The 23,989-nt window shown below is 31.0% G+C and carries 21 protein-coding genes; 12 read left to right on the top strand and 9 right to left on the bottom strand.

The features are described 5' to 3' along the window. Positions 1–146: 146 nt before the first annotated feature. Positions 147–677 carry a CvpA family protein gene (locus ACXIHB_RS09575; RefSeq protein ID WP_047788263.1) on the bottom strand — a complete coding sequence of 177 codons (531 nt, stop codon included), beginning with the start codon at positions 675–677 and terminating at the stop codon, positions 147–149. A gap of 81 nt (positions 678–758) precedes the next feature. Here ACXIHB_RS09575 and ACXIHB_RS09570 point away from each other — a divergent pair, with 81 nt between their 5' ends. Further along, complete coding sequence (locus tag ACXIHB_RS09570; RefSeq protein WP_159611055.1) at positions 759–1,115, top strand: hypothetical protein; 357 nt, start codon at positions 759–761, stop codon at positions 1,113–1,115. 141 nt (positions 1,116–1,256) lie between these two features. Here ACXIHB_RS09570 and ACXIHB_RS09565 read toward each other — a convergent pair whose 3' ends face one another. Then, entirely contained in the window at positions 1,257–1,907 is a 651-nt protein-coding gene (locus tag ACXIHB_RS09565) for an SDR family NAD(P)-dependent oxidoreductase (protein ID WP_462098129.1), read from the bottom strand. A gap of 124 nt (positions 1,908–2,031) precedes the next feature. Between ACXIHB_RS09565 and ACXIHB_RS09560 the strand changes: the two genes are divergently transcribed. Continuing rightward, on the top strand, positions 2,032–3,414 hold the full coding sequence (locus ACXIHB_RS09560; protein WP_082118598.1) for a TlpA disulfide reductase family protein: 1,383 nt from the start codon (positions 2,032–2,034) through the stop codon (positions 3,412–3,414). A gap of 54 nt (positions 3,415–3,468) precedes the next feature. Here the strand turns inward: ACXIHB_RS09560 and ACXIHB_RS09555 are convergent, their stop codons facing one another. Continuing rightward, positions 3,469–3,828 carry a YraN family protein gene (locus ACXIHB_RS09555; RefSeq protein WP_159611053.1) on the bottom strand — a complete coding sequence of 120 codons (360 nt, stop codon included), beginning with the start codon at positions 3,826–3,828 and terminating at the stop codon, positions 3,469–3,471. Between the two features lie 39 nt (positions 3,829–3,867). On the opposite strand from ACXIHB_RS09555, the gene ACXIHB_RS09550 reads away from it, so the two are divergent. Then, entirely contained in the window at positions 3,868–4,077 is a 210-nt protein-coding gene (locus tag ACXIHB_RS09550) for a YgaP family membrane protein (protein WP_047788258.1), read from the top strand. On the opposite strand, the gene ACXIHB_RS09545 is transcribed toward ACXIHB_RS09550, so the two are convergent. Then, the gene (locus ACXIHB_RS09545) at positions 4,074–5,060 is read right to left on the bottom strand and encodes a S66 peptidase family protein (RefSeq protein WP_167712496.1); all 987 of its coding nucleotides are present in this window, start codon (positions 5,058–5,060) and stop codon (positions 4,074–4,076) included. The two genes, ACXIHB_RS09550 and ACXIHB_RS09545, sit on opposite strands and share 4 nt — an antisense overlap. A 115-nt stretch (positions 5,061–5,175) precedes the next feature. Here ACXIHB_RS09545 and metG point away from each other — a divergent pair, with 115 nt between their 5' ends. The 3 genes from metG (at position 5,176) to ACXIHB_RS09530 (ending at position 10,642) form a co-directional block, all read left to right on the top strand. Next, positions 5,176–7,230 (top strand): methionine--tRNA ligase, encoded by a 2,055-nt coding sequence (gene metG / locus ACXIHB_RS09540; RefSeq protein WP_462098128.1) that lies wholly within the window; start codon positions 5,176–5,178, stop codon positions 7,228–7,230. Positions 7,231–7,442: 212 nt separating this feature from the next. Next, positions 7,443–9,860, top strand: a complete 2,418-nt coding sequence (locus ACXIHB_RS09535) for a hypothetical protein (protein WP_462098127.1) — start codon at positions 7,443–7,445, stop codon at positions 9,858–9,860. A 416-nt stretch (positions 9,861–10,276) separates the two neighbouring features. Continuing rightward, the gene (locus tag ACXIHB_RS09530) at positions 10,277–10,642 is read left to right on the top strand and encodes a hypothetical protein (RefSeq protein WP_462098126.1); all 366 of its coding nucleotides are present in this window, start codon (positions 10,277–10,279) and stop codon (positions 10,640–10,642) included. A gap of 180 nt (positions 10,643–10,822) precedes the next feature. On the opposite strand, the gene ACXIHB_RS09525 is transcribed toward ACXIHB_RS09530, so the two are convergent. Together ACXIHB_RS09525 and trpS are read right to left on the bottom strand one after the other, a co-directional pair. Beyond that, the gene (locus tag ACXIHB_RS09525; protein WP_047787916.1) at positions 10,823–11,077 is read right to left on the bottom strand and encodes a hypothetical protein; all 255 of its coding nucleotides are present in this window, start codon (positions 11,075–11,077) and stop codon (positions 10,823–10,825) included. Between the two features lie 139 nt (positions 11,078–11,216). Further along, positions 11,217–12,185 (bottom strand): tryptophan--tRNA ligase, encoded by a 969-nt coding sequence (trpS, locus tag ACXIHB_RS09520; RefSeq protein ID WP_462098125.1) that lies wholly within the window; start codon positions 12,183–12,185, stop codon positions 11,217–11,219. Positions 12,186–12,361: 176 nt separating this feature from the next. Here trpS and ACXIHB_RS09515 point away from each other — a divergent pair, with 176 nt between their 5' ends. From ACXIHB_RS09515 to ACXIHB_RS09505, 3 genes are all read left to right on the top strand, one after another. Next, on the top strand, positions 12,362–13,144 hold the full coding sequence (locus ACXIHB_RS09515; RefSeq protein ID WP_462098124.1) for a lysophospholipid acyltransferase family protein: 783 nt from the start codon (positions 12,362–12,364) through the stop codon (positions 13,142–13,144). Continuing rightward, positions 13,125–13,766: a PAQR family membrane homeostasis protein TrhA gene (trhA, locus tag ACXIHB_RS09510; protein ID WP_462098123.1), complete on the top strand. Its 642-nt coding sequence runs from the start codon at positions 13,125–13,127 to the stop codon at positions 13,764–13,766. Before ACXIHB_RS09515 ends, trhA begins: the two co-directional genes overlap by 20 nt. Positions 13,767–13,912: 146 nt before the next feature. Beyond that, positions 13,913–17,059, top strand: coding sequence for a M43 family zinc metalloprotease (locus ACXIHB_RS09505; protein ID WP_462098122.1), 3,147 nt, complete (start codon positions 13,913–13,915; stop codon positions 17,057–17,059). 49 nt (positions 17,060–17,108) lie between these two features. Here the strand turns inward: ACXIHB_RS09505 and ACXIHB_RS09500 are convergent, their stop codons facing one another. Beyond that, positions 17,109–17,579 carry a CYTH domain-containing protein gene (locus tag ACXIHB_RS09500; protein ID WP_462098121.1) on the bottom strand — a complete coding sequence of 157 codons (471 nt, stop codon included), beginning with the start codon at positions 17,577–17,579 and terminating at the stop codon, positions 17,109–17,111. Positions 17,580–17,671: 92 nt separating this feature from the next. Here ACXIHB_RS09500 and recO point away from each other — a divergent pair, with 92 nt between their 5' ends. The 3 genes from recO to ACXIHB_RS09485 are packed head-to-tail and all read left to right on the top strand — an operon-like array spanning position 17,672 to position 21,155. After that, positions 17,672–18,394 carry a DNA repair protein RecO gene (gene recO, locus ACXIHB_RS09495; protein ID WP_159611031.1) on the top strand — a complete coding sequence of 241 codons (723 nt, stop codon included), beginning with the start codon at positions 17,672–17,674 and terminating at the stop codon, positions 18,392–18,394. Position 18,395: 1 nt separating this feature from the next. Next, positions 18,396–20,861 (top strand): TonB-dependent receptor, encoded by a 2,466-nt coding sequence (locus ACXIHB_RS09490; protein ID WP_462098120.1) that lies wholly within the window; start codon positions 18,396–18,398, stop codon positions 20,859–20,861. A 12-nt stretch (positions 20,862–20,873) separates the two neighbouring features. Next, positions 20,874–21,155, top strand: coding sequence for a DUF3817 domain-containing protein (locus ACXIHB_RS09485; protein ID WP_047787909.1), 282 nt, complete (start codon positions 20,874–20,876; stop codon positions 21,153–21,155). A 27-nt stretch (positions 21,156–21,182) separates the two neighbouring features. Here the strand turns inward: ACXIHB_RS09485 and moaD are convergent, their stop codons facing one another. Next, on the bottom strand, positions 21,183–21,425 hold the full coding sequence (gene moaD / locus ACXIHB_RS09480) for a molybdopterin converting factor subunit 1 (RefSeq protein ID WP_124587700.1): 243 nt from the start codon (positions 21,423–21,425) through the stop codon (positions 21,183–21,185). Positions 21,426–21,434: 9 nt separating this feature from the next. Continuing rightward, on the bottom strand, positions 21,435–23,900 hold the full coding sequence (locus tag ACXIHB_RS09475) for a DUF5686 and carboxypeptidase regulatory-like domain-containing protein (protein WP_462098119.1): 2,466 nt from the start codon (positions 23,898–23,900) through the stop codon (positions 21,435–21,437). Positions 23,901–23,989 lie beyond the last annotated feature (89 nt).

The following is a 23,989-nucleotide window of genomic DNA, read 5'->3' as shown; positions in this document are numbered from 1 at the left end:
TTTTGATAGATTTAATGTGTAAACCTAATTATAAAACTGTTACAGTACAAAAAGTATACAGAGGAAGGGTTTAAAAAGAGAAGTTGGTCTTAGTATATTAAGAGATGACACCCGATAGATTTTAACAAATTAAAGAGGCTCAGCACTTATATTGTTATTTCTAGCTCTTTATTATCTTCATTTTCTTGTGTTTCTTGGTCTTTTATAATCGAAGGAAAAATCGTTGGAGCAATCTTCTTTACTGGTTTAAATAAAATAGACTCTTCTAGGCTTTTCTCTTTTACAAACGGAATAGTATCATTCATTTTTCCGAAGAAAATAAAAACTACACTTAAAATTAATCCAATTTTTAAAGCACCGAAAACACCACCTAAAATTTTGTTCAAAATTCCTAAAGCTGCAAAATCAGCTATTTTGGTTAAAATTTTCCCTAATAGTGCTATAGCTACAATTATGACCACAAAAGTTCCAGCAAAAGCCGCCAAAGAAATATACTTTTCATCCCAAGTTACACTAGTTTTCAACCAATCTCCAATAAAGTACGAAAAATGGATAGCCCCATAAACTCCTGCAACCAAAGCAACTAGTGAAGCAACCTCTACAAACAACCCTTTCATTAAACCTCTTACAAAGCCAAAAAGTAGTAATGCTGCAATAATAATATCAAAAGTATTCATAAATATAAAAGCCTTCTACTATAAAATCTATGCTCAAATATACATAACTCATTTGTATCTTTGCTTTTTCAAAAAGCACAAATGGCAAAAGAAATCAATTTAAAAGAAAAGTGGGATTTTGTAATAACTCAATTATCACAACAATTTGCTGACGGTGATGAGCTTAATATAGATGGAGTTATCTACCTAATTGGCGTTCAAGAATTGGGACAAGGGCATCGTAAGTTTAAAAAAGATGAAAAGGTAAACCTTATGCATATTGCTATTTGTAAGTTGTTAGAACCTTACGGATACTATGAATTCGATTTTTTTGACGATGATGGATGGCCTCACTATAAAACTGTAACCGAATTACCCAACTTAAAACCAGGTGAACAATCGGTTTTAATGAAAGAAGCCATCATTAATTATTTTGAACTAATTAATTTTTTTGATTAAGTAACACTTAATTTCCGAATCATTTTTGACAATAACTTAGGGAAAAAACGTTTCGTATATACACCTAACTTTTCCTTCACACCTGCTATATAAACTTCTTCTTTTTTATTCTTTATAGCTTTTAACATCATTCTAGCAAATCTATCTGGATCTATACCATTTTGCTGTCGCTATGTCCATTGTACTTTGCAGGGTACCATTTCCTGTTAATGCATTTTTCGACACATTGGTAGTTACAAATCCTGGACAAATTAAAGTAACAGCAATGTTGTCTTTATAATGTTCTGCTCTCAAACTATCAAAAAAACCATGTAAAGCATGTTTGGTAGCAGCATATGTAGAACGTAATGGAGTTCCTATTTTCCCAACAATACTCGTAGTTACAACAAAATGCCCTGATTTATTTTCAATAAAATGAGGTAACAAGGCTTTTGTAAGCGCCACAGTTCCTAAATAATTAACATCCATCAAACGTTTATCAACTTTTATTGAAGTATTTTTCACTAGCGATCGTTGACTTATTCCTCCGTTGTTCACTAAAACATCTACTCTTCCAAAAAATGAAATTGCTTTGATTACCCTCTCATGAAGGTTTTCATAATCTTCTAAATCTAAAGGCAAAATCATAACTTTTTCAGGAAATTTACAACTCTTTTTCACTTCTCTTAAAATGCTTTCATTTCTTGATGATATAATTAATTTTGCTTCATAATTAGATAACTCAATGACTAGAGATTTACCGATTCCTGAAGACGCACCTGTTACCCAAAATATTTGTTCTTTAAAGTTCATGTTTTCAAATGATTAAAAAAACGTTTCTAAAATACACAAGATAAAATAAAAGTGGTACACTTCTTGGATAGAAGTTCGTAAATGACTAGTTTTAAAACCTTATTAATAACCCTTTTTAAATATTATGATGAAAAAATTACTGGCTCTATTAATATTCACCACATCACTTGCAAATGCACAGTATACTGTTAAAGGTACCATGACCCCTCCAGACAAAGGAGATTGGGTTATTTTATATAAAATTGAGGGAGCAAAACAAAAGTTTCTTGCCAATGCCACCATTAAATTTGATACTGTAGCTATAAGCGGTGAAAAACAAGTTTTAGGTAAATTTAGTTTTGAACTACCTAATACAGCAACTCCAGGTGCTTACAGAGCTACTTATAGAAATTCTGGTGCAGGTTTTGTTGATTTTTTCTTTAATAAAGAAAATGTTGAATTTGTTTTTAATCCAAAATATCCGGACCAATCGGTTTTATTTACTAGCTCTAGAGAAAACAAATTATACAATGAATACTTACAAGCATATAATGCTGTTCAAAAAAAGATAGATTCATTACAAGCTTCTTATATTGAAACTAAATCAAAAGACACAAAAAAAGCATACAAAAAAGAGCTTAAAGAGTTAGAAGATGTTCAAGAAATGTATGAAAATAAGTCTGAAGGAATGTTAGTAAATAGTTTTATAAAAGCCTCTCGCCGTTATAATTCATCTAACCCTCATGATAATGTTCAAGATTATTTATCTGCTACTAGTGAAAACTTTTTTGAATATGTAGATTTTAAAAGTGACAAACTATACAATTCTTCTTTTTTGATTGACCGAATTAACGATTATGTTTTTTACCTAAATTATTCAGAAGATAAGGATGTTCAACAAAAATTAATAAAGGAATCTATTACCAATGTTATGAAGAAAATTTCTTCTGACAAGTTAGAAAAAGCAGTTATCGATTATTTAATTAGTGCTCTTACTGAAAAACGTAACGGGCCTGCAGTAGACTGGATGTTTGCTGAATATTATGACAAACTTCCTGCTGAAGATCAAGATGTTGATTTTAAAAAGGAAAAACTAGACATCTTACTTGCAACAGTAGGTAGAGTGGCGCCTGATTTTTCTTGGAAAGAAGGAGATAAAGAATATAAATTATCAACATTAAATGATGGAAACAAGTATTTGTTAGTATTCTGGAGTACTGGTTGCCCACACTGTATAAAAGAAATTCCAGAACTTTATAAGTTTATGCAAACTCATAAAGAAGTATCGGTAGTTTCTTTTGGTATTGAAAATGAAGAAAATGAATGGGACGAGTTTGTTAAGAATTTACCAGGATGGCACAATGCTATAGGAACACATCCTGAATATAAATTTGACAACGAAACCGTAAAAAAGTACAATCTACTTGGTACTCCATCTTACTTCGTATTAGACAAAGACAAAAATATTATTGCTATGCCTGATCACGTTGAAGACGTAGAAAAATATTTCAATAGCGATAAGAAATAAATATCAATATAACGTAAAGAAAAAGCTCAACAAATTTGTTGAGCTTTTTCTTTTTTAAAAATATAAAAATGCATCTTCAATATGCTCTATTACAAACTCATTTCGTTGTTTAATGATAGCAATGATATCAAACCGTATTTCAACATCTAACCCTCGTTCATTTACATAATTATCAATAGCAGTAACTAATAGCTTTATTTTCTTTGAGTTCACAAAGTCTTGTGGATTTCCAAAATAAGATGTAGATCTTGTTTTAACCTCAATAACAACTAATACATCTTTTTTTTGAGCAATAATATCAACCTCTGCTTTTTGGAAATAGTAATTTTTTTCAACAATAGTGTACCCATTTTTAACAAGATAATCTATTGCTAGTTGCTCTCCCTTCTTACCAAGTTCATTGTGTTGTGCCATTTAAAAACTTATATTTGAGTAACCGTAAGTCTTTTTATCATGAAAAAAAACATAGGAAACATTGATAAAGCTATTAGAACTTTCATTGCTCTTATAATAGCTATGCTATCTTACTTTGAATTTATTACAGGAATTTTTGGTAATATCTTACTTGTATTAGCAATTATACTTTTGGTTACTAGTTTAATAAATTTTTGCCCATTATACAAGTTGTTAGGAATAAACACATGTAAAACAAAAAACAGTTAATTAAATTCTACCAAACACTGCTTATTCTTACTTATCGATAATTTAACTTCTCTACCCATTATCAATGCTCTATTATCTGGTTCATGACCTGCAGGAAAATTAAATAATATAGGGATATCTTTAGGAACAACGTCCAAAATTAATTGTTCTATTGAACTTCCCCAAGGAGTGGTATTTCTCTTAATCTTAGTCATATCTCCCACAATAATCGCTTTAACTTTAGTAAAATACCCTGCTCGCCTTAAACTTTGTAACATTCTATCTATCGAGTACTTATATTCTCCTATTTCTTCAATAAACAAAACTTTTCCATCTGTAGAAATTTGACTGTCCGACCCTAACATCGAAGCCAAAATAGCAATATTACCACCCACTAATTCTCCTGAAACCTCACCTACTTTATTCTCTTGTGAAGCAGGAACTTCATAGCGTAATTTTTCTCCAAATAATGCTTTCTTAAAAGTAGCGATTGTTTGCACAAGATCTTTTGGATCTTCTTCCATACTTGTTCCCATCATCGCATGCATTGTTTCAATACCTAAATTATGAATATGGTTATGAAATGCTGTAATATCAGAATACCCAATAATCCATTTTGGATGTTTTTTAAAATTAGTAAAATCTAATCTATCTAAAATCCTCACAGAACCATATCCTCCGCGTGCACTCCAAATAGCCTTAATATTAGGATTGTCTAACGCGTCTTGAAAATCTTGACAACGTTCTTCATCAGTACCTGCAAAATGATCATTCTGATTAAACATATGCTTCCCATACACTACCTTTAACCCCCAAATTTCTGCTAATTTTTTAGCTTTATCAATGGTTTGTTTACGATTTTTTAATATTCCAGCAGGAGCAACAATTGCAATCGTATCTCCCTTTTGCAAATAGGGTGGTGTGGTTAACTTCATCGTTTTATTTTGTGCATAACCTGATATAATTATCAGTATAAAAAATAAGGTGAAAATTCTTTTTTCCATAAACAAGTTACTTTTCTTGACTTTAAAAGTCTAAAATCCATCAAATGTACCTAATTTATAACAGTATAAAAAATTGCTTTTTCGTACTTTTGCGCTTTAATTTTAGTAGAAAAACATGAGTACACCAAAAAGATATACAATTACAGCAGCATTACCTTATACAAATGGCCCAATCCATATTGGACATTTGGCAGGAGTGTATGTTCCTGGAGATATTTATGCGCGTTATCTGCGTCAAAAAGGAAAAGACGTAGCCTATATTTGTGGGTCTGATGAACACGGAGTTGCAATACCAATGCGTGCTAAAAAAGAAGGTGTTACTCCACAAGATATTATTGACAAGTACAACGGAATCATTAAAAAATCGTTTGAAGACTTTGGGATTTCATTCGATAATTATTCACGTACTTCAGCTGAAATTCATCATAAAACAGCTTCAGATTTCTTTATCAAATTATACAATGATGGTGAATTTGTTGAAGAAGTTACGCAACAATTGTATGATGAAGAAGCTAATCAATTTTTAGCAGATCGTTTTGTAATTGGTACGTGCCCAAAATGTGGAAACGAAGAAAGTTATGGAGACCAATGTGAAAAATGTGGGACAAGTCATAATGCTACAGATTTAATTAATCCTAAATCAGCTATTACTGGAAATGTTCCTACCTTAAAAGAAACTAAACATTGGTTTTTACCTTTAGATAAACACGAAGCTTTCTTACGCGAATGGATTTTAGAAGGACATAAAAATGATTGGAAACCTAACGTATTAGGGCAATGTAAATCATGGATTGATGACGGACTACGTCCTCGTGCAGTAACCCGTGATTTAGATTGGGGAATTCCTGTTCCTGTTGAAGGTGCTGACGGAAAAGTTTTATATGTTTGGTTTGATGCGCCTATTGGTTATATCTCTTCTACTAAAGAATGGGCTGCTCGTGAAGGTAAAAACTGGGAAGATTATTGGAAAAAAGACGATACCAAATTAGTACACTTTATTGGTAAAGATAATATTGTATTTCACTGTATTATTTTCCCTGCTATGTTAAAAGCTCATGGTGATTTTATTTTACCTGAAAATGTACCAGCCAACGAATTTTTAAATTTAGAAGGAAATAAACTATCAACTTCTAAAAATTGGGCTGTTTGGTTACACGAGTATTTAGAAGAGTTTCCAAATCAACAAGATGTGTTACGTTATACCTTAACAGCTAACGCTCCTGAAAATAAAGACAATGATTTTACTTGGAAAGATTTTCAAGCTAAAAATAATAATGAGTTAGTAGCCATCTTCGGAAACTTTATCAACCGTGTCGTAGTATTAACAAACAAATACTACAACGGGCAGGTACCACCTGCGGGGGAATTCTCAGAAATTGACAAAGACACTTTAGAGCAATTACAGCAATTCCCAGATATTATTGCAAAATCTATAGAACGTTATCGTTTTAGAGAAGCTTCTCAAGAAATGATGAATTTAGCTCGTTTAGGTAACAAGTATTTAGCTGACGAAGAGCCATGGAAAGTAATTAAAGTTGACGAAGAGCGCACCAAAACTATTATGAACGTTGCCTTGCAAATCGCAACAGGTTTAGCAGTGTTATCAGAACCTTTTTTACCGTTTACTTCAAGTAAATTAAAGTCAATTTTAAATATTGATACTACGCTTGCTTGGAATGATGTAGCTGAAAAAGATGTTTTATTACCTGAAGGCCATCAAGTAAACAAAGCTGAATTATTATTTTCTAAGATTGAAGATAAAACCATACAAGCACAGTTAGACAAGTTAGAAGCTACCAAGAAAGCAAATGAAGCTGCTAACAAAGTAGTAGAACCTCAAAAAGAAACTATCCAATTTGACGACTTTACCAAAATGGATATTCGAATAGGGACTATTGTTGCTGCTGAAAAAGTAGCTAAAACAAAAAAGCTACTGAAGCTTACCGTCGATGTTGGTATTGATACACGTACGATTGTTTCTGGTATTGCAGAAAGCTTTAAACCAGAAGATATCGTTGGTCAGCAAGTATCTGTACTGTGTAATTTAGCTCCTAGAAAATTACGTGGTGTAGAAAGTCAAGGAATGATTTTAATGACAGATACTCCTGATGGTAAACTAGCTTTTGTTCAACCTTCTGAAAAGGTGAATAATGGGGAGTTTATAGCTTAAAATTAAAATACAATTTATATACAAAACCTCACTCTCCAGTGAGGTTTTACTTTTTTTAAACCTATTTGCCCAAGAGATTTTAACTCCTTACTGCCTATCAATAAACCCTTTAAAACTACGATTCTATTAAATCTTTAGTACACCTTATAAATACACTTAATTTAAGGCATAATTTTTGAAAGGCTTTTGACACTCATTAGTAAAAAAATTACATGAAAACTGAACTCTTATTCTACAAAAAGCTAACCAAAACCCTTAAGTTATCTTTATTTATTAATTTTCTTTTTATTAAAACCTACTCTTTTACACAACAACAAAAAACAAACCCAGTAATTACTAATTTTCAAAACTATGCTTCTGACTATAGAGAGCTAGCCTATTCTCAACTCAACAAATCTACCTATATAAAAGGAGAAACTCTGGGGTTTTGTAGTTATATAATTGATAAGGCTAAAAAAACTCCTTCACTCTTAACTAAAAACTTATATTGTGTTATTACAGATGAAAAAAATCATATTATTAAGGGTAAACTAATTAAAGTTAATCGAGGAATTGCATATAACTCTTTTGAGATTGATAGTCTTTTCTCTAGTGGAAAGTATACTTTTAAAGCATACACAAACTGGATGAAAAATTTTGATGAACCCAACACCTTTGTTGAATCTTTTAAAGTCATTGATCCAGAAAAAAATTCTTACTTAAAAAGAAAGACTCTTTCTAGTGTAATAGATGCTCAATTTTTACCCGAAGGTGGTTACCTCATAAACAATATAAAAACTAAAGTAGGAGTTACCATAAAAGACAGTAACGGATATGGTATTCCAAATGTAGCAGGTAAAGTATACGATTCTAACAACACCCTTATTACTACTTTTAAAACTAACTTCTTAGGTATTGGTAATTTTTCTTTACTTCCAAAAGCGAAACAAAATTACATAGTTAAAATCATACATTTAGATAAAGAATATAAACACACCATAACAGGAATTAAAAGTAAAGGAGTTTCAATTAAACTAAACCAAGTGAACAACAAAGTTCTTATAGAGTTAGGAACAAATCAAAAAACATTAAGAAATATTAAAAATAAGCCTTTTAAATTAACTATCCATAATGGAGTTATTATAAAAGAAGCAGTTATTAAATTTAAAGAAACTAGTTTTTTTAAAGTAATTGATTATAAAAAATTACTCCCTGGTATAAATATTTTTACACTTTTTGACGAAGACAATAACCCTATTTTAGAACGTCTTTTTTTCAATTATAAAGGTATTGAAACGTTAACTTTAAAAGAGCCTAAACTTTCAAAAAAAGGAGATTCTTTACAAATTGACATCCCCTTCTTTCAACTTTCTAACAGACCTAAAAATAATATTCATCTTAGTGTATCTGTACTACCAAAAGAAACTAAAGCTTATCAAAAAAACCATAATATAATTTCTTATACACACCTACAACCATATGTTAAAGGCTATATAGAAAATGCTAGATATTATTTCACCAACATTAATAGAAAAAAGAAATATCATTTAGACAATTTACTCCTCACTCAAGGCTGGAGTAGTTATGATTGGAACTCAATTTTTGAAAACAATACTTCAAACCACTTTGCTTTTGAAAATGGCATTACCATTAAAGTTAATAAAAACAATATTAATAACTCTAAATTTTTTATTTCTCCATTAAAGCTTAATAATCCAAGTATTATAAATGTCCAAGAAAATAAAAAGTTTTTTATGGAAGACGGCTTATATCCATTGGAAAAAGAATCTTTAAAATTAAGTGAATTAAATAAAAATGGAAAACTAATTAAACCTAATTTATACGTTCAATTTTCTCCTAATAAAATCCCCTTAATTAATAACTATTTAAAAACATCCTTGCCTCCAGAAAACAGTTATTATTCATATGAATTTAAAAGAAGCCCTTTTTTATACTCTGAGCTTGATGAATACCAAAACCTAGACGAAGCTGTTATTAGTGTAAATTTAAGACAGCAAAAAATTGATAAGATTCAATCTAAAAATTGGGGCGATATCTATTTAATCGATGACTCTCTTAGAAAGTCTAATTTAAGATTACCTAACTATATCACTTCATATGTAATGGGGTTTACTGTTACTGAATATATGGGACGATTTATTCTAAGTAAAAGTTCTGGAAGATCATCCTTCAACTCAGCACCTCCAACTGTTTACTTAGACGATGTAATTCAATCAAATTTAGACTTTTTGCATCATTTTAATATGGATGATATAGATTATATGGTTGCAAATCGTCATGGATTTGGTGAGGGTATGCGTGGGTCTAATGGAGTTTTAAAGATTTATACACGTAAATCTTCTAGCGTAAGAAGAAAAATTGACAATAACAGGAAGTTTAATTTCCCTTTAACCTTTTCAAGTAGCAAAAAGTTTTACACCCCTAAATACAAAACTTACAAGACTTCCTTTTACAAGGAATATGCTGTAATAGACTGGATTCCTAACGTTATGTTAGATAATGAAGGAAATTTAAGTTTTAAAATACACAACCCAGCTAATACAAATATCTCTCTTTTTATAGAAGGAATAACTAAAGATGGAAAATATATTGTAGCTAAAAAAGTATTAAATGTTGATTCTAATAAATAAGACAGATTATATTCGCAACCTCGCTTTAATGCGAGGTTTTTTATACTTCTTAATAACTAAAAATATAACTCAATTATTTACTGTAAACTTAACAAACCATAAAGTTTCAACAGCAACTTTCAACAAACCTCTTTCTAATATTAAATCAGGAAGAAAAAAACAATTCTTTTATCTTTGTTAATAAAATAGCAGTAGTAGCAACTACGAAGGATATTTTATCAATATACATCTTAGACTTAGCAACTGGGAATTTCAGCTGCTAGTAAAGATGAGGAAATACTCTTTAAAACTCTCCAATCATTCAAAAAGGAGACTTTTATAACGGTTATAGAGAGCTAGAAAAAACTAAGAAATTTTTACGTAAAATAACTACTGGTAAAATTGGTGTTTCAGTCGTTAAAAATAAAAATAGTTACTTGTTTACTTTAGAGGGGTATGTTGAACAAAGGTCTGCTGCTCCAATGATGATGGCAGGTTTTGGAGGAATAGGCGGACCAATAGCTAGCCTAGGAAGTGTAAATGTGAACCTTTTCTTTAACCCTACCATGTTTGCATATAATTCTTTCACCAATACAAAATCAACTCAAATTGAATGTTTATTTAACACAGGTTTTGAGCACATTAAAGACACCAAAATACCTAGGAATATTTTTGATAAAATAAAAAGTACCCCTAGAAAAAGCGATATTGCCTACACTATTTTTAAATATAAAGATTTTTATATTAGAAGTGATTATACCCCTAGCGACAAAAGATATCACTTAAGAAAATTCACAAGATAAATTAACCTTTTACTATATTTGTAACCTTGCTATTCATGCGAGGTTTTAATACCTTTTGAGAAGTAAAAGTAAAAAAAGATTACAGTACTTTTGTAAATTTTATATGAATATTTTTTATTGATATCCTATATTAAAAACCCAGAATATATATTCTGGGTTTAGTTATTATATTTGAATTTCCTAGCTTTCTTCTTCGCCTACAAGTTCTCCTTGTGTGGTTACAGAGCCAGTAGTTGCGTTTCCATATACAGGAGTTTCATTTCTTAAAATGTCAATTACTCTAGCAAAATTATCTGCTGTCATATATGGAGTTTCCTGTCTTTTCCCCTGAAATGTCGTAAAGTAAAACTTACCCAAATCAATTTTAGGATCCCATAAAGCTTGATATTCTTTTAGTTTTGTCCATCCTGTTGTTCCTTGTGCATAATGTGGCATAATATGTTAGTTTGAGGTTAATAGTAGTGTAAAACTATCAAAAAACACAACTAACAAAGGTTACCTATTCCCCGTTTTTCATAGGGGATATACTCCTAATTTTTTAAGGATAAAATGACTTATTTACTAGATGATATAATTAGTATCCTATTTTTCCTCTAACTCTTTGTAGCACATCTTTGGCAATTAAACGAGCTTTTTCTGCTCCTACAGCTAAAGCTTCATCAATTTCATGACGGTTTTCCATATAGTGGCTATATTTAGTACGTACATCAGCAAATTTGTCTAGAATTAATTCATAAAGAGCTTGTTTTGCATGTCCGTAGCCATACCCTCCATTTTCATAATTAGCACACATTTCGCTAATTTGCTTCTCTGAAGCTAACAATCTATATATAGCAAAAACATTGTCACTATCTGGATCTTTTGGATCTTCTAACGCTTTACTATCTGTTTGAATAGCCATAATCTGCTTACGTAACTTTTTGTCTGGTAAGAAAATATTGATGAAGTTATTTCGAGATTTACTCATTTTTTCGCCATCAGCGCCAGGTACTAGTTTTGTGTTTTCATTTATCTTGGCTTGAGGTGGAACCAAAGTTTCACCAACAATATTATTGAATCTATTAGCTACATCACGTGTCATTTCTAAATGCTGTAACTGATCCTTTCCTACAGGAACAACTTCAGCATCGTACAGCAAAATATCCGCAGCCATTAACATAGGGTAGGTAAATAAACCAGCATTAACGTCTGCTAAACGATCAGCTTTGTCTTTAAAACCATGTGCTAAGGTTAAACGTTGGTATGGAAAAAAACAGCTTAAATACCAAGTTAATTCAGTAACTTCAGGAATGTCACTTTGACGATAAAATACGGTTTTATTAATATCAATACCACAAGCAAGCCAAGTAGCTGCAACACTATAAGTGTTTTCGCGTAATTCATTCCCATCTTTAATTTGGGTTAAAGAGTGCATATCTGCAATAAATATAAATGATTCGTTTTTAGAATCATTAGCCATTTCAATTGCAGGTAAAATTGCTCCTAATAAATTTCCTAAATGTGGGGTTCCTGTACTTTGTACTCCTGTTAAAATTCTTGACATAAGTCTGTTTTGAAATATTATTAATAAGTGCTTGCTTAAGTCAACAAAAATAAGCTTAAAATTTATCAAACAAAAGAAATTACTACTTTCGCATTTTAAACGAGTTTGGATTTTTAAATTCCTCAAAAAAGAAAAAGAAAAATAAGGTTAGTTGGTTAATTATAAATTTTAAAAATTTGAAATACATATATTTTCCTATTCGTTTTATTTGGCGTGTTTGGTTTTACACGTTAATAGTAGTTTCCATACTAATAATGTTACCTTTCTTACTAGTCTTAACTTCAGATGAGAAGTATTACCCTGCTTTTTGGAAAATGGTTAGAGTTTGGGCTTTCTTTTTAATTTATGGAATGGGGTTTCGATTAAATATAGAAAGGGAACAGGAAATAAACTGTAATGAGAGTTACATGTTTTGTAGTAATCATGCATCATTTATTGATCCGTGGGTGTTAATAGTAATGAGTAAAAATCCAATAGTTTTTGTAGGGAAGAAAGAATTAGCAAAATTTCCAATTTTTGGTTTTTTTTATAAAAAAGTCGTTATTGTAGTTGATAGGAGTGATTTAGAAAGTAGAAAAAAAGTATATGAAGAAGCCCATAAGAGATTAAAAAATGGAACAAGTATTGCTATTTTTCCTGAAGGTTTAGTGCCAACAGAAGATGTAGTTTTAGCACCTTTTAAAAATGGAGCATTCAGTTTGGCTATTGAGCATCAAATACCTATTGTGCCTCAAGTTTATTATGACGGGAAGCGTTTATTTTCATGGGATTTCTTTAAAGGATCACCAGGTGTACTACGAGTAAAACAATGTAAATTCATAGAGACAAAAAATTTAATTACTCAAGATAAGAACAAGTTAAGGGAGCAGACTTATAATATAATATACAATGAATTAATTAATGATGAGTTGTATATGAAAGACACAAATCGTTCCATTCATGAAAGAAAGTTTAAATAACCATTACAGCCAAAAAGAGGAAAGATTAAACATACTTACTCATGGTTTTGGGCTATTGTTAAGTATTATAGCCTTACCTTTTCTGGCACATAAATCATTCAATTACGATGGTTTATGGCAGATAGTCAGTTTTTTAATTTATGGATTTAGTTTAGTAATTCTATATGCAGCATCTACCTTTTATCATGCAGCTAAAAAACCTAAGCTAAGACGAAAACTAAATATTTTTGATCATGCAGCTATTTATGTGTTAATAGCAGGAACTTATACTCCCTTTTGTCTGGTTACTTTGTCAGGAGAATTAGGTTGGTATATGTTTATCTTTGTTTGGGTGTTTGCATTTATAGGTGTTATATTAAAATTCTTTTTTACAGGGAAGTTTGATAGGCTTTCTACAGCATTGTATTTATTAATGGGTTGGCAAGTAGTTTTTTTGATAAAACCATTAATGGAAAGGTTGCATGAAGATGGGGTAATGTATCTTTTTCTTGGAGGTGTTTTTTATACCGTTGGAGCTATCTTCTATTCTATAAAAAAATTGAGCTATAATCACGCAACATTTCATGTTTTTGTTTTGCTTGGAAGTTTATCTCATTTCACATGTGTTTTGTTTTTTGTTTAGTTTTAATGTTAAAAAAATAAATAAAAAATCATTTTAAAGTTAAATTTATATTAATTGGTAATTTATTATTTATATTGGTTACTATTGTATTAATTTAATTTGTTTTGTAGTTGTAGGTTTGTTAAGTAATTTAAAATCAATCAATTATGAAACAAAAAAATATTTTGTTCCCCTTCTTCTTTTTGTTGTTTTTCTGTGTTGAGGTTATGTTGGCTCAAGACTGTAAAGTTACAATTGAAAATCAAAAGGTATTTTCAAAATACCCTGAATCAAAGAAAGAGTTTGAGAGGTTCAACCACTACACAAAAAAAGTAGTTAGTAAAAAGCAAATTTCGCAATCAAATAGAGCGGGAGAAACGTACATCATTCCAGTAGTAGTACATGTTTATGGTGCTACTCAGCATGGATTAACTGTAACTTACGATAAGATAAAAGTAGCATTAGATAAGTTAAATGAAGATTTTAATGGACTAAATGATGACTTTAATACGGTAGACCCTGTTTTTTCTGGTAGAAGAGGTACACTTAGTATACGGTTTGCATTAGCTAAGATAGATCCTAATGGAGGGAGCACTAATGGTGTTGTATTCCACCCAGAAAAGGCTGGTTATGGGAATGGAGGTGGTTATGATGCTCAAATAGCTGCAGATGCCTGGGATAATTATAAGTACATGAATGTATATATTATGGGAGACTTATATGCAGATGGAAGTTCGACAAACTCAGGAGTTGCATGGTATCCTAACACAGCAATGTCTAATAATAATACAGCAAGAGTAGTTTATAATGGACGTTATATTCATGGAAATACCAATAAAGAGTTTGCATCAGTATTAACCCATGAGTTTGGTCACTGGTTAAATCTTATTCATACATTTGAAGGGGGTTGTAATGATCCCAATGGAGATTATGTAGATGATACTCCAAAAGAAGACACTAACTCAGGAGATGATGGTTGTAATGTAGGTGCGAGTGATTGTGGTAATTTAATTAACTATGAAAACTATATGGGCTATGATTCCGCATCAGGTTGTGCAAAAATGTTTACACAAGGACAAATAAATAGAATGTTAGTAGCATTAGATCATCCAGCTCGTAAACCCTTATGGCAACCATCTAACTTAGTAGCTACAGGAGTTAATTTGTCAGGAGGTTCACTTGTGGTAGATAATAATAAAGTTGAAGAAGCACTAACAAATAACGGTACAATTGTTAATGAAGCAAAGCACATTACATTAGAGGGAGGAACATTTGCTGTTGGATCTGGAAACCTGTCTCTTGGTACTCATTTTGACTTAAATCTTCCACAAGGAATATCAGCACAAATTTCGGTAGTTAATAACAGAAAGTTAAGTGTAAATTTTACAGGTAAAGCTCTGAACCATGTAAAAGCAAATAATTCAACCGGAATTATAACATTTAAAGATGCTGCAATTTCGGGAGGTACAACAGCCTTAAACTCAAATAAAGTAGCTTTTGAGTTTAGTTTTTATGACCCTTACAAAATAGTATATGTAGATAACCAGGATTATACCGCGAACTCAGGTAGTACTTGGACGTTTTTTAGGATAGAAGGAGCAGAAAATGATAATGCTTTCGGAACTTTTTTTGAAAACAACGCACTAAAATTGGAAACGTATCAAAAAGCGTTGGTATGTCAACCAGGAACAAGAAACCCAATACCATTAACACTCAATACTGAAATTAACCAGCAAAGTTCATGGGTGTCAGGAGGGGCTTACCCCGATTTGCATGTGATTAGAGATGTAAATTATACAGCTTGGGATGGTAAAACGGCATATATAGGGTTTCAATTTCAACTATATCCAGGAAAGTTAAATTATGGATGGTTTAGAGTACAAGTGAATAATAATGGTTCTTCCTATTCACTTCTAGATTATGCGTATAGTACAGAACCCTATGGAGAAATTAAAGCAGGAAGTAAAGTTTATGGAGGTCAACCAACGTGTAATGATGGTATTCAAAATGGAGATGAAACTGGTGTTGATTGTGGTGGTACTTGTGAGCCATGTAACGTAGCTATTACTTACTGTGATTCTAATGGTAAAAATGCTAACGATGAATTTATTAGTAGAGTACAATTACATACAATAGATAATAGTTCTTCTAGTTCAAGCAAAGGGTATGCTGATTATACAGCTTCTATATCTACTAATTTATTAAGGGGAGATAGTTATTCAGTAACAATAACTCCGAGTTGGAGAACAACAAAATATTCTGAAGGTTATAGTGTTTGGATTGATTATAATAAAAATGGAGATTTTACAGATCCAGGTGAACTGGTTTGGAGTAAATCAGCGTCTAAAGATAATATAGTTTCTGGACAATTTACTGTGCCTAACTCGGCAGTATTAGGAGATACTAGAATGAGGGTCTCAATGAAGTATAATGGTATAGCAACATCTTGTGAGTCTTTTAGTTATGGAGAGGTTGAGGATTATAAAATAATAATATCTGAGAATTCTTTGCCAACATGTAATGATGGTGTTCAAAACGGTGATGAAACTGGTGTTGATTGTGGAGGTTCATGTTTGCCTTGTGATACAACAGATAATATTGTATATGTTGATATAGATGACCTTACAGTCAGATCAAATGATACTTGGAAGTTTTTTAGAATCGAATCAGGTGATGATACAGATTATGGTGCTTGGTATATAGGTAATACTTTACGATTAGTAACTTACGGTAAAGAATTGGTATGTAATGGAGTGAGTAATGAAGTGTCGTATTTAGAAGAAGGAGTAGTAATTGGAAGTTCAAGTAATTTCGTAACAGATTCACATAGTTTTTTAGTTAGTTCTTCTGATTATACTCTATGGGATGGAAAAACAGGATTTATAGGTTTTTCTTTTAAAATAAATGGAAATACACATTATGGATGGTTTCATGTTTCAGTAGCAAGTAATGGGCAATCTTACACACTAACAGATTATGCCTATAATAAAGCGGCAAACTTGCCAATTACAACCGTAAATAGAATTGGAGCTGTTGGAGCTCGTTATAATGAATTAAGTAAAAATGTTACGCTTTATGCTGCTCCAAATCCTTTTGAATCACAAACAAAAATTAACCTTTCAGGTTTTTCTAAAAAAGAGGATATACAATTACATGTATACGATTTATTGGGGAGACATATTTATACTGAAAAGGTTAACTCATCCTCAACATATGTAGTGATTGATGAAAGCATCTTAAAAAAAGAGGGGATGTATTTGTTGAAAATACAATCAGGAGAAGAAATAAAAACACTTAGTATTTTAAAAAAATAAAAAGATTATTAAAATAAAAAATGGTAAAATCATCTATTTTTAGATGGTTTTACCATTTTTTATACGGTAATTTACTTAGGTTAGAATTATAGTATTTAGCATCTCCAGTAACTTCTTTACCTAACCACTCAGGTTTTGTAAAACTTTCATTTTCATTTTCTAACTCAACTTCAGCAATAAGCAATCCATCATTATCCCCTAAAAATTCATCTACTTCAAAAATATGATTGTCAATTTTTACTAAATATCTATATTTCTCAATACTACCTTTTTCACATAAATCAAAAAGACTCTCAGCTTCTTTCCTATCAATTTCTTTTTCCCATTCAAATCGAGTAGTTCCATTAGCACTTGATGCCCCTTTGATAGTTAAAAAACCAGTATTATCTTTTAAGCGAACTCGTACTACTCTTTTTTTATCTGAATTTAAAAAACCTTGTTTTATGTAGTTTTTTTGAAAAGCTTCTTGTTTAAAGTCTGTAGATTTTACCAAGAATTTTCGCTCTATCTCTGTTGCCATACTAAAGGAATCAATTTTACACGAATGTACTATTTTTGTTGGTATTATTGGTATATCTTTGATTAATGATTTTAATAGTTAAACTTGGTTAAATGGCAGTAGTTACTACAAAAGCCATTGTTTTGAGTTCTCTTAAATATGGAGATACTAGTTTGATAGTAAAATGTTTTACTTTACAAGAAGGAGTAAAATCGTACATGATAAAAGGAGTGCTAAAATCAAAAAAAGGAAAGTTAAAACCTGCGCACTTTCAACCATTAACACAGCTAAACCTTACGGCAAACCATAGTAATAAAAGCTCATTGCATTCTATTAAAGAAGTGCAAGTGATTCATCCTTATGAAACTATTTATACTTCTGTTGTTAAGCAAACAATTGTATTATTTTTATCTGAAGTGTTATCATATATTCTACAAGAAGAGGAAGAAAATAATCCTTTATACAGTTATATTGAAACTTCTATAATTTGGTTAGATACACATAATGAGGTTGCAAACTTTCATTTACTATTTTTATTAAATTTATCTAGGTATTTAGGTTTTTATCCAGATACAACCAATATTGATAAAACAGCATTTAATTTGTTAGAAGGAGGTTTTACCGATACGGAATATGAAAAGCTAACTCTATCGGGAAAAAAATTACTTCTTTTTAAAGGTATATTAGGCATAAATTTTGATGCAATAAATTCAATTTCTTATTCAAAAAAAGAAAGACAAATTATTCTCCGAATTATAGTTCAATATTATGAATTACATTTGGAAGGATTTAGAAAACCTAAATCATTAGATGTTTTAGAAACCGTGTTTAATTAATATGAAAAACATAATTACTGTATTTTTTTTACTTTTAACTGTTACAATCTTTTCTCAAACTATTACTGTAATTGATGCTGAAACAGGAAAACCTGTAGAAGCTGTGGCAGTTTTTAATAAAAACAAAACAACATCTGCAATAAGTAATGAATTAGGTAAAATTGATGTTTCTAATTTTAAAAAAAATGAATTGCTTACGTTTGCTCATGTATCTTATGCTGGATACCAAGAAAAAATATCTGTAATAAAAAAGAATAATTACCACGTATATTTATCAAAAAACTCAGAACAGTTAGATGAGGTAGTTGTTTCTGTTTTTAAGAACAGAGAAAAAACCAACCGTATAGCAGAACAAATAGCAGTGGTGTCTTCAAAAGAAATAGAAAAACTATCTCCACAGACTTCAGCAGATTTATTAGCGAGTGTACCTGGAATTAAAGTTCAAAAATCACAATTTGGAGGAGGGAGTCCTGTTTTACGTGGAATGGAAAGTAATCGAGTTCTTTTGGTGGTTGACGGTGTTCGTATGAATAATGCAATTTATAGAAAAGGACACTTACAAAACTCAATTACAGTAGCTCCAAACTTATTAGATAGAACAGAGGTTGTTTTTGGTCCGTCATCAGTAATTTATGGTTCAGATGCATTAGGTGGTGTAATTCACTACTATACTAAAACCCCGAAGTTATCAGAAAAAGGAAGTGAAATTAAAGGAAATACATTTTTAAGATATAGTTCAGCAAACAATGAAATAACTAATGTAGCTTCTGCTGAATTAAGATTTAAAAAATGGGCGTCTTTTACAAGTGTAGCTCATAGTAATTTTGGAGATTTAAAGATGGGAGAAAACCGTTCTCATGGTTTTGAAAATTGGGGTAAATTGCCTTTTTACTCTAACAATACTAATACTTTTTATAACGAGACACCGGTTGTTAATTCTAATCAAAACTTACAAAGAAATACAGGCTATAGTCAAACAGATGTATTACAAAAGTTTTATGTTCCTTTTTCAAAAAACACAGACTTTAAACTAAACTTACAGTATTCAACCTCTTCGAACATTCCTCGTTTTGATAAGTTAACAGAGTTAAAAAATGGAAGCTTAAAGTTTGCTGAATGGTATTATGGTCCACAAGAACGTTTGTTAGTATCTCCACAGTTAATTATAAATCCTAAGAAAAAATGGATGGATAGTGGAACCATTACTTTAGCATACCAAAATATAAAAGAAAGTCGCATACAAAGAAAGTTTGGAAGCTTAGATAGGTCTTACAGAGAAGAAAAAGTTGATGTTTTTAGTTTAAATGGAGACTTTACAATACCCTTAGCTAAAAGAAGGAATTTAGGGTATGGAGTAGAAGTTACTTACAATGATGTAGCATCAAACTCTTACGGAAAAACATTACGTGTTAATGGTAATAAAATTGTTGGTTTTGATAATGACTTTACTGTACAATCTCGATACCCTGATGGAGGAAGTAGTTACTTGAGTTCAGCTTTTTATGTAGATTATCGTCAAGACATTAATAGTAAATCAACATTAAATACAGGAATTAGAGGCACTAATACAATATTGAAAGCAAAATGGTTAGATGAAACGTTTATAGATATTCCTCAAAATGATATAAGGCTAGATAATCAATCGCTAACAGCAACGATAGGGTATGTATATAAGCCAAATAAAACTTGGCAATTAAACACGGTGTTATCCTCTGGGTTTAGATCACCAAATATTGATGATGTAGGTAAAATAAGAGAGAAGAACGGTAAGGTAACTATACCGAATACAAGTTTAAAACCAGAACATGCATACAATGCTGAAATTGGAGCTCAAAAATACTTTAACAATAGAAAATTTAGGGTTGGGGCAAATGTGTATTACACTTTGTTGAATAATTACATTTACAGAGAAAATTTTGAACTAAATGGAAGTTCAACTATTGAGTATGACGGAGAAGACGGAGCTATTGTAGCTAATGTTAATAAAGGAACAGCTTATGTTACGGGTGCTACAGTTAGTTATCAAGGAAAGTTACATAGAAATTGGAATACTTCAGGATTTGTTACCTATACGTATGGAAAAACTTATGATACCAACGAGCCAATGTCGTCTATTCCACCATTATTTGGTCGTTTTGATGTAAGTTATGTAAGCAAGAAGTTAGAAGGTGGAGCCAACTTAGTTTTTAATGCAAAAAAAGATATTTCAGATTATAATATAACTGAGGGTATTGATAACCATGAACAAACACCAATTGTAAATGCAGATGCGACTGAGGATATTGATAAATACTACGGAAGCCCTAGTTGGATGACTGTTGGGTTGTATGGGAAATATCAGTTCACAAAAAACATTGCTTTGCAAGCGCAATTGTCTAATTTGTTTGATGAACATTATAAAGAATTTGCTTCAGGGGTTTCAGCTGCAGGACGTAATATTTCAGTATCTTTGCTAACCAATTTTTAAGTGAAAATCCAAATGATTAATTTTTTCAGATTAGTAAGTTTATTAGAAGGGATATCTTATATTTTATTACTTTTTATTGCTGTGCCAATTAAATATTTACAAGGAAATCCAGAGTATGTTAAAATGCTTGGTATGCCTCATGGATTACTATTTGTTGGCTATATTGTATTAGCTATTATGTTAAAGTACGAGCTAAATTGGAATGGTAAAACTTTCGGAATCGTTTGTTTACTGTCTATTCTACCTTTCGGAACATTTTTCGTTGGAAAATACTTAAAAAAGGTTAAGGCTTAATAGTTTCTTTTATTAGGAAGAAAATAATTATCCTCCGCTTACTGGAGGAATAATTGCGATTACATCATTCTCTTTTATTAGTATGTTGTCAGTAGCGTAACTTTCGTTAATAGCTACCGCATACGAACTCATTTTTTGTAGTTCAGGGAATTCTGCCACAAGAAATTTTTTAAAACTAGCAACCGTACTTTTGTTAGGTAGTTCAATTTCTAATGAAGAATTATCAACTAAATCTGTTGATATACCGAAAAATAGTAGAGTTATTTTCATATAACAAATCTACAATTTTATCCCGAAAACAACTCTATTTTCAGATTTTCCATTAAAGTAAGAGCGAGCAAAATCTACACGTAAAAAGCGCCATTTTCCAATACCAACATTATCTAAACCAATAGCAAACTCAGAATAAGGTTTGTTACCCGCTGTAAATAATCCTTTTGCACCAGTAACTAAATGAAAGTTAAGTTTATTTAACAAAGGAACTTTGCTTAATAATGCTCCTTTAAAGTTATATTCACCATGAAGTTCAGCATATTTATCATTAGAGCTTAACTTATAATAAGGAAGCATATAAAAGTTGTTCAAATAGTTGTCTTTTGGAGCTATTAACAAGCGATTTCCATTAAAATGAGCATAATCTATAAACGGAATGTCTTTTTTCTCTAAAAACACACCTCCCTTTGCTTTGTAAGCAAATTCACCCCAATTACCTAAATTTATTTGTTGATACAATTGAGAAAAAACCACATCAGAGTTCCATTCAGAGTTTCCTGATCCAAAGTTTTTTTGATAACCAATATATAGCGATGGATACTTACGACTTGGTATATTATATTTTCCATCAGGATATGATAAGTACTTTTGACCAAAATTAATGTTTGCTCCTAAAGAAAAAGTCCACATTTGATGCGGCGTAAAACCTGTAGAGAAATCTGTAGGATCTTGCGGATTATTAGAAGTGTAGTCTACATCGTCTTGCGGAAACATTACATAATCGGTTGTATTAAATAGTGGCTTTCTGTCTGCAAATTCTAAAGAAGAGAACATGCGTATTCCGTTAGTTACTTCCTGTGAAAAGATTGCTTTAGCAAATGTCTTTTCATAAATTTTTAAATAGTTTCGTTCAAAACCAATAGAACTTATTGTGTTCCAAAATTTAGAAATGGGTTGTTTAGAGTTGAATTGTGGTGTGGCAACTCCTCCAGAAATTGTTAAAACTGGTCGCGTAGTATTGTTCCAACGATAGTTGAAGTTGGCTGTAGGACGCACTTTTTTCTCTGAAAAACCATAATTAACATTAGCCCCAATACTAAAACGTTTTCCTTTTTTGTTAAGTGATTTTCGATAGTTAACACCTAAAGAAGAATTCCACCCTTGCACCGTATTAAAGTTAAGGCTTTCAATGGGGGAAGAAGTGCTTAACGACCACTTGTTGTAAGAATCTCGGTAAGTGTACCCAGAAAGAATATCTAACGGTTTAAACTTATTATTTTTAGTGTCTATAGAGTCTAAATATTTCTTCGATTTTCGAATAGTTTTTATGCTGTCTTTTAATTTGTAATCTGATATTTCTTCAGAAGTTAAAGTCACGGGACGAATTTCATTCCAATATACCGAATCTTTTTCTGTAGCATTTTCAGCAAACGAAAGTACTTCGTTACCAAAAGTATCTTCGGTAAAGTTAGGGTTGAAATTATAGTTAGAATAAGCAGCAGAAAAACGTCCATTAAAATGAAATCCAAATAAACCAGCTTTAAAATCTATAGTTTGTGTAACAGGTACCCAAGCTTTGTTTTTAGTAGAGAAATTATAGTTTTGTTTAATGTGTAGTGAATCTACAATTGGTAGGCTTATTTGTGCACCAGTGACAATAACATCGGCACCATAAATAGCCCAATCATCTTCAACTATATAGATGAAGCCACTAAAAACACGATCGTTTTTACGTTTTGGTAAAAGTTGAATTTTGTTAATGAGTTTTCCGTTTTTATCATAAAAAACACCAGTGAGTTTATAGTTGTAGTATCCAAAAGCACCATTAGCAATAGGAGAAATAACTTTAACATCAGCTAAATCAAAAGAATTTTCATAGAAGTTAAAATTTACTTCTTCTGCTTGATTAAAACTAATTCCGTTGTCTTGTCCACTAACTTTTGAAGCTATAATATGTTCTTTAAAGTTTTTAGGTCTTTTTTGAAATGAGATTTTAGATACGGTTTCAGACAGGTAAACGATGCCTGTTCTAGTAGAATCCAATCCACCACCCATGTCACCAATATCTTGTCCTAAAAACTTCTTCGGTAAATCTTTTACTTTAAATAAACCACGAGAATAAAAATCGGCAGTATACTCAGCAAATTTATCAGTATTTTTTGCTTTACTAGCAATAGCATTTCTAATAATTTTGTTAGCAGGATTTTCTTTAGAAGATACTAAGACTTCATCTAAGGAAACTTCTTCTTCAGCTAAAACAATATTTAAGATAAAAGGAAAAGAGTTAATTTCAACTGTTTTTTTAACAGTTTTATAACCTAACATTTGAAATACTAGAGTGTGCTGTCCTGTTGAGTTAAAAGCTAATTCATAGTTGCCGTTTGTGTTGGTTGTAGCACCTGTAATAGTATTTTCTAAATATACACTTACAAAAGAGATAGGTTGGTTTTTAATATCGGTAACCTTTCCTGTAATTTGAGAAAAAACAATTGAAGAGAATGCTAAAAATAAAAATGTAGTTATGGTTTTCATAGTCAGTTAGTTGTTGGTGACAAACATAAAAGAAGAACTTTGTAAATTGTATTTAAGAAGTGTTAAATAACTTACAAAGTTCTCTTAAT

Source organism: Tenacibaculum sp. IMCC1, assembly GCF_054906355.1.
This window is presented reverse-complemented; position numbering and strand designations above follow the sequence as displayed.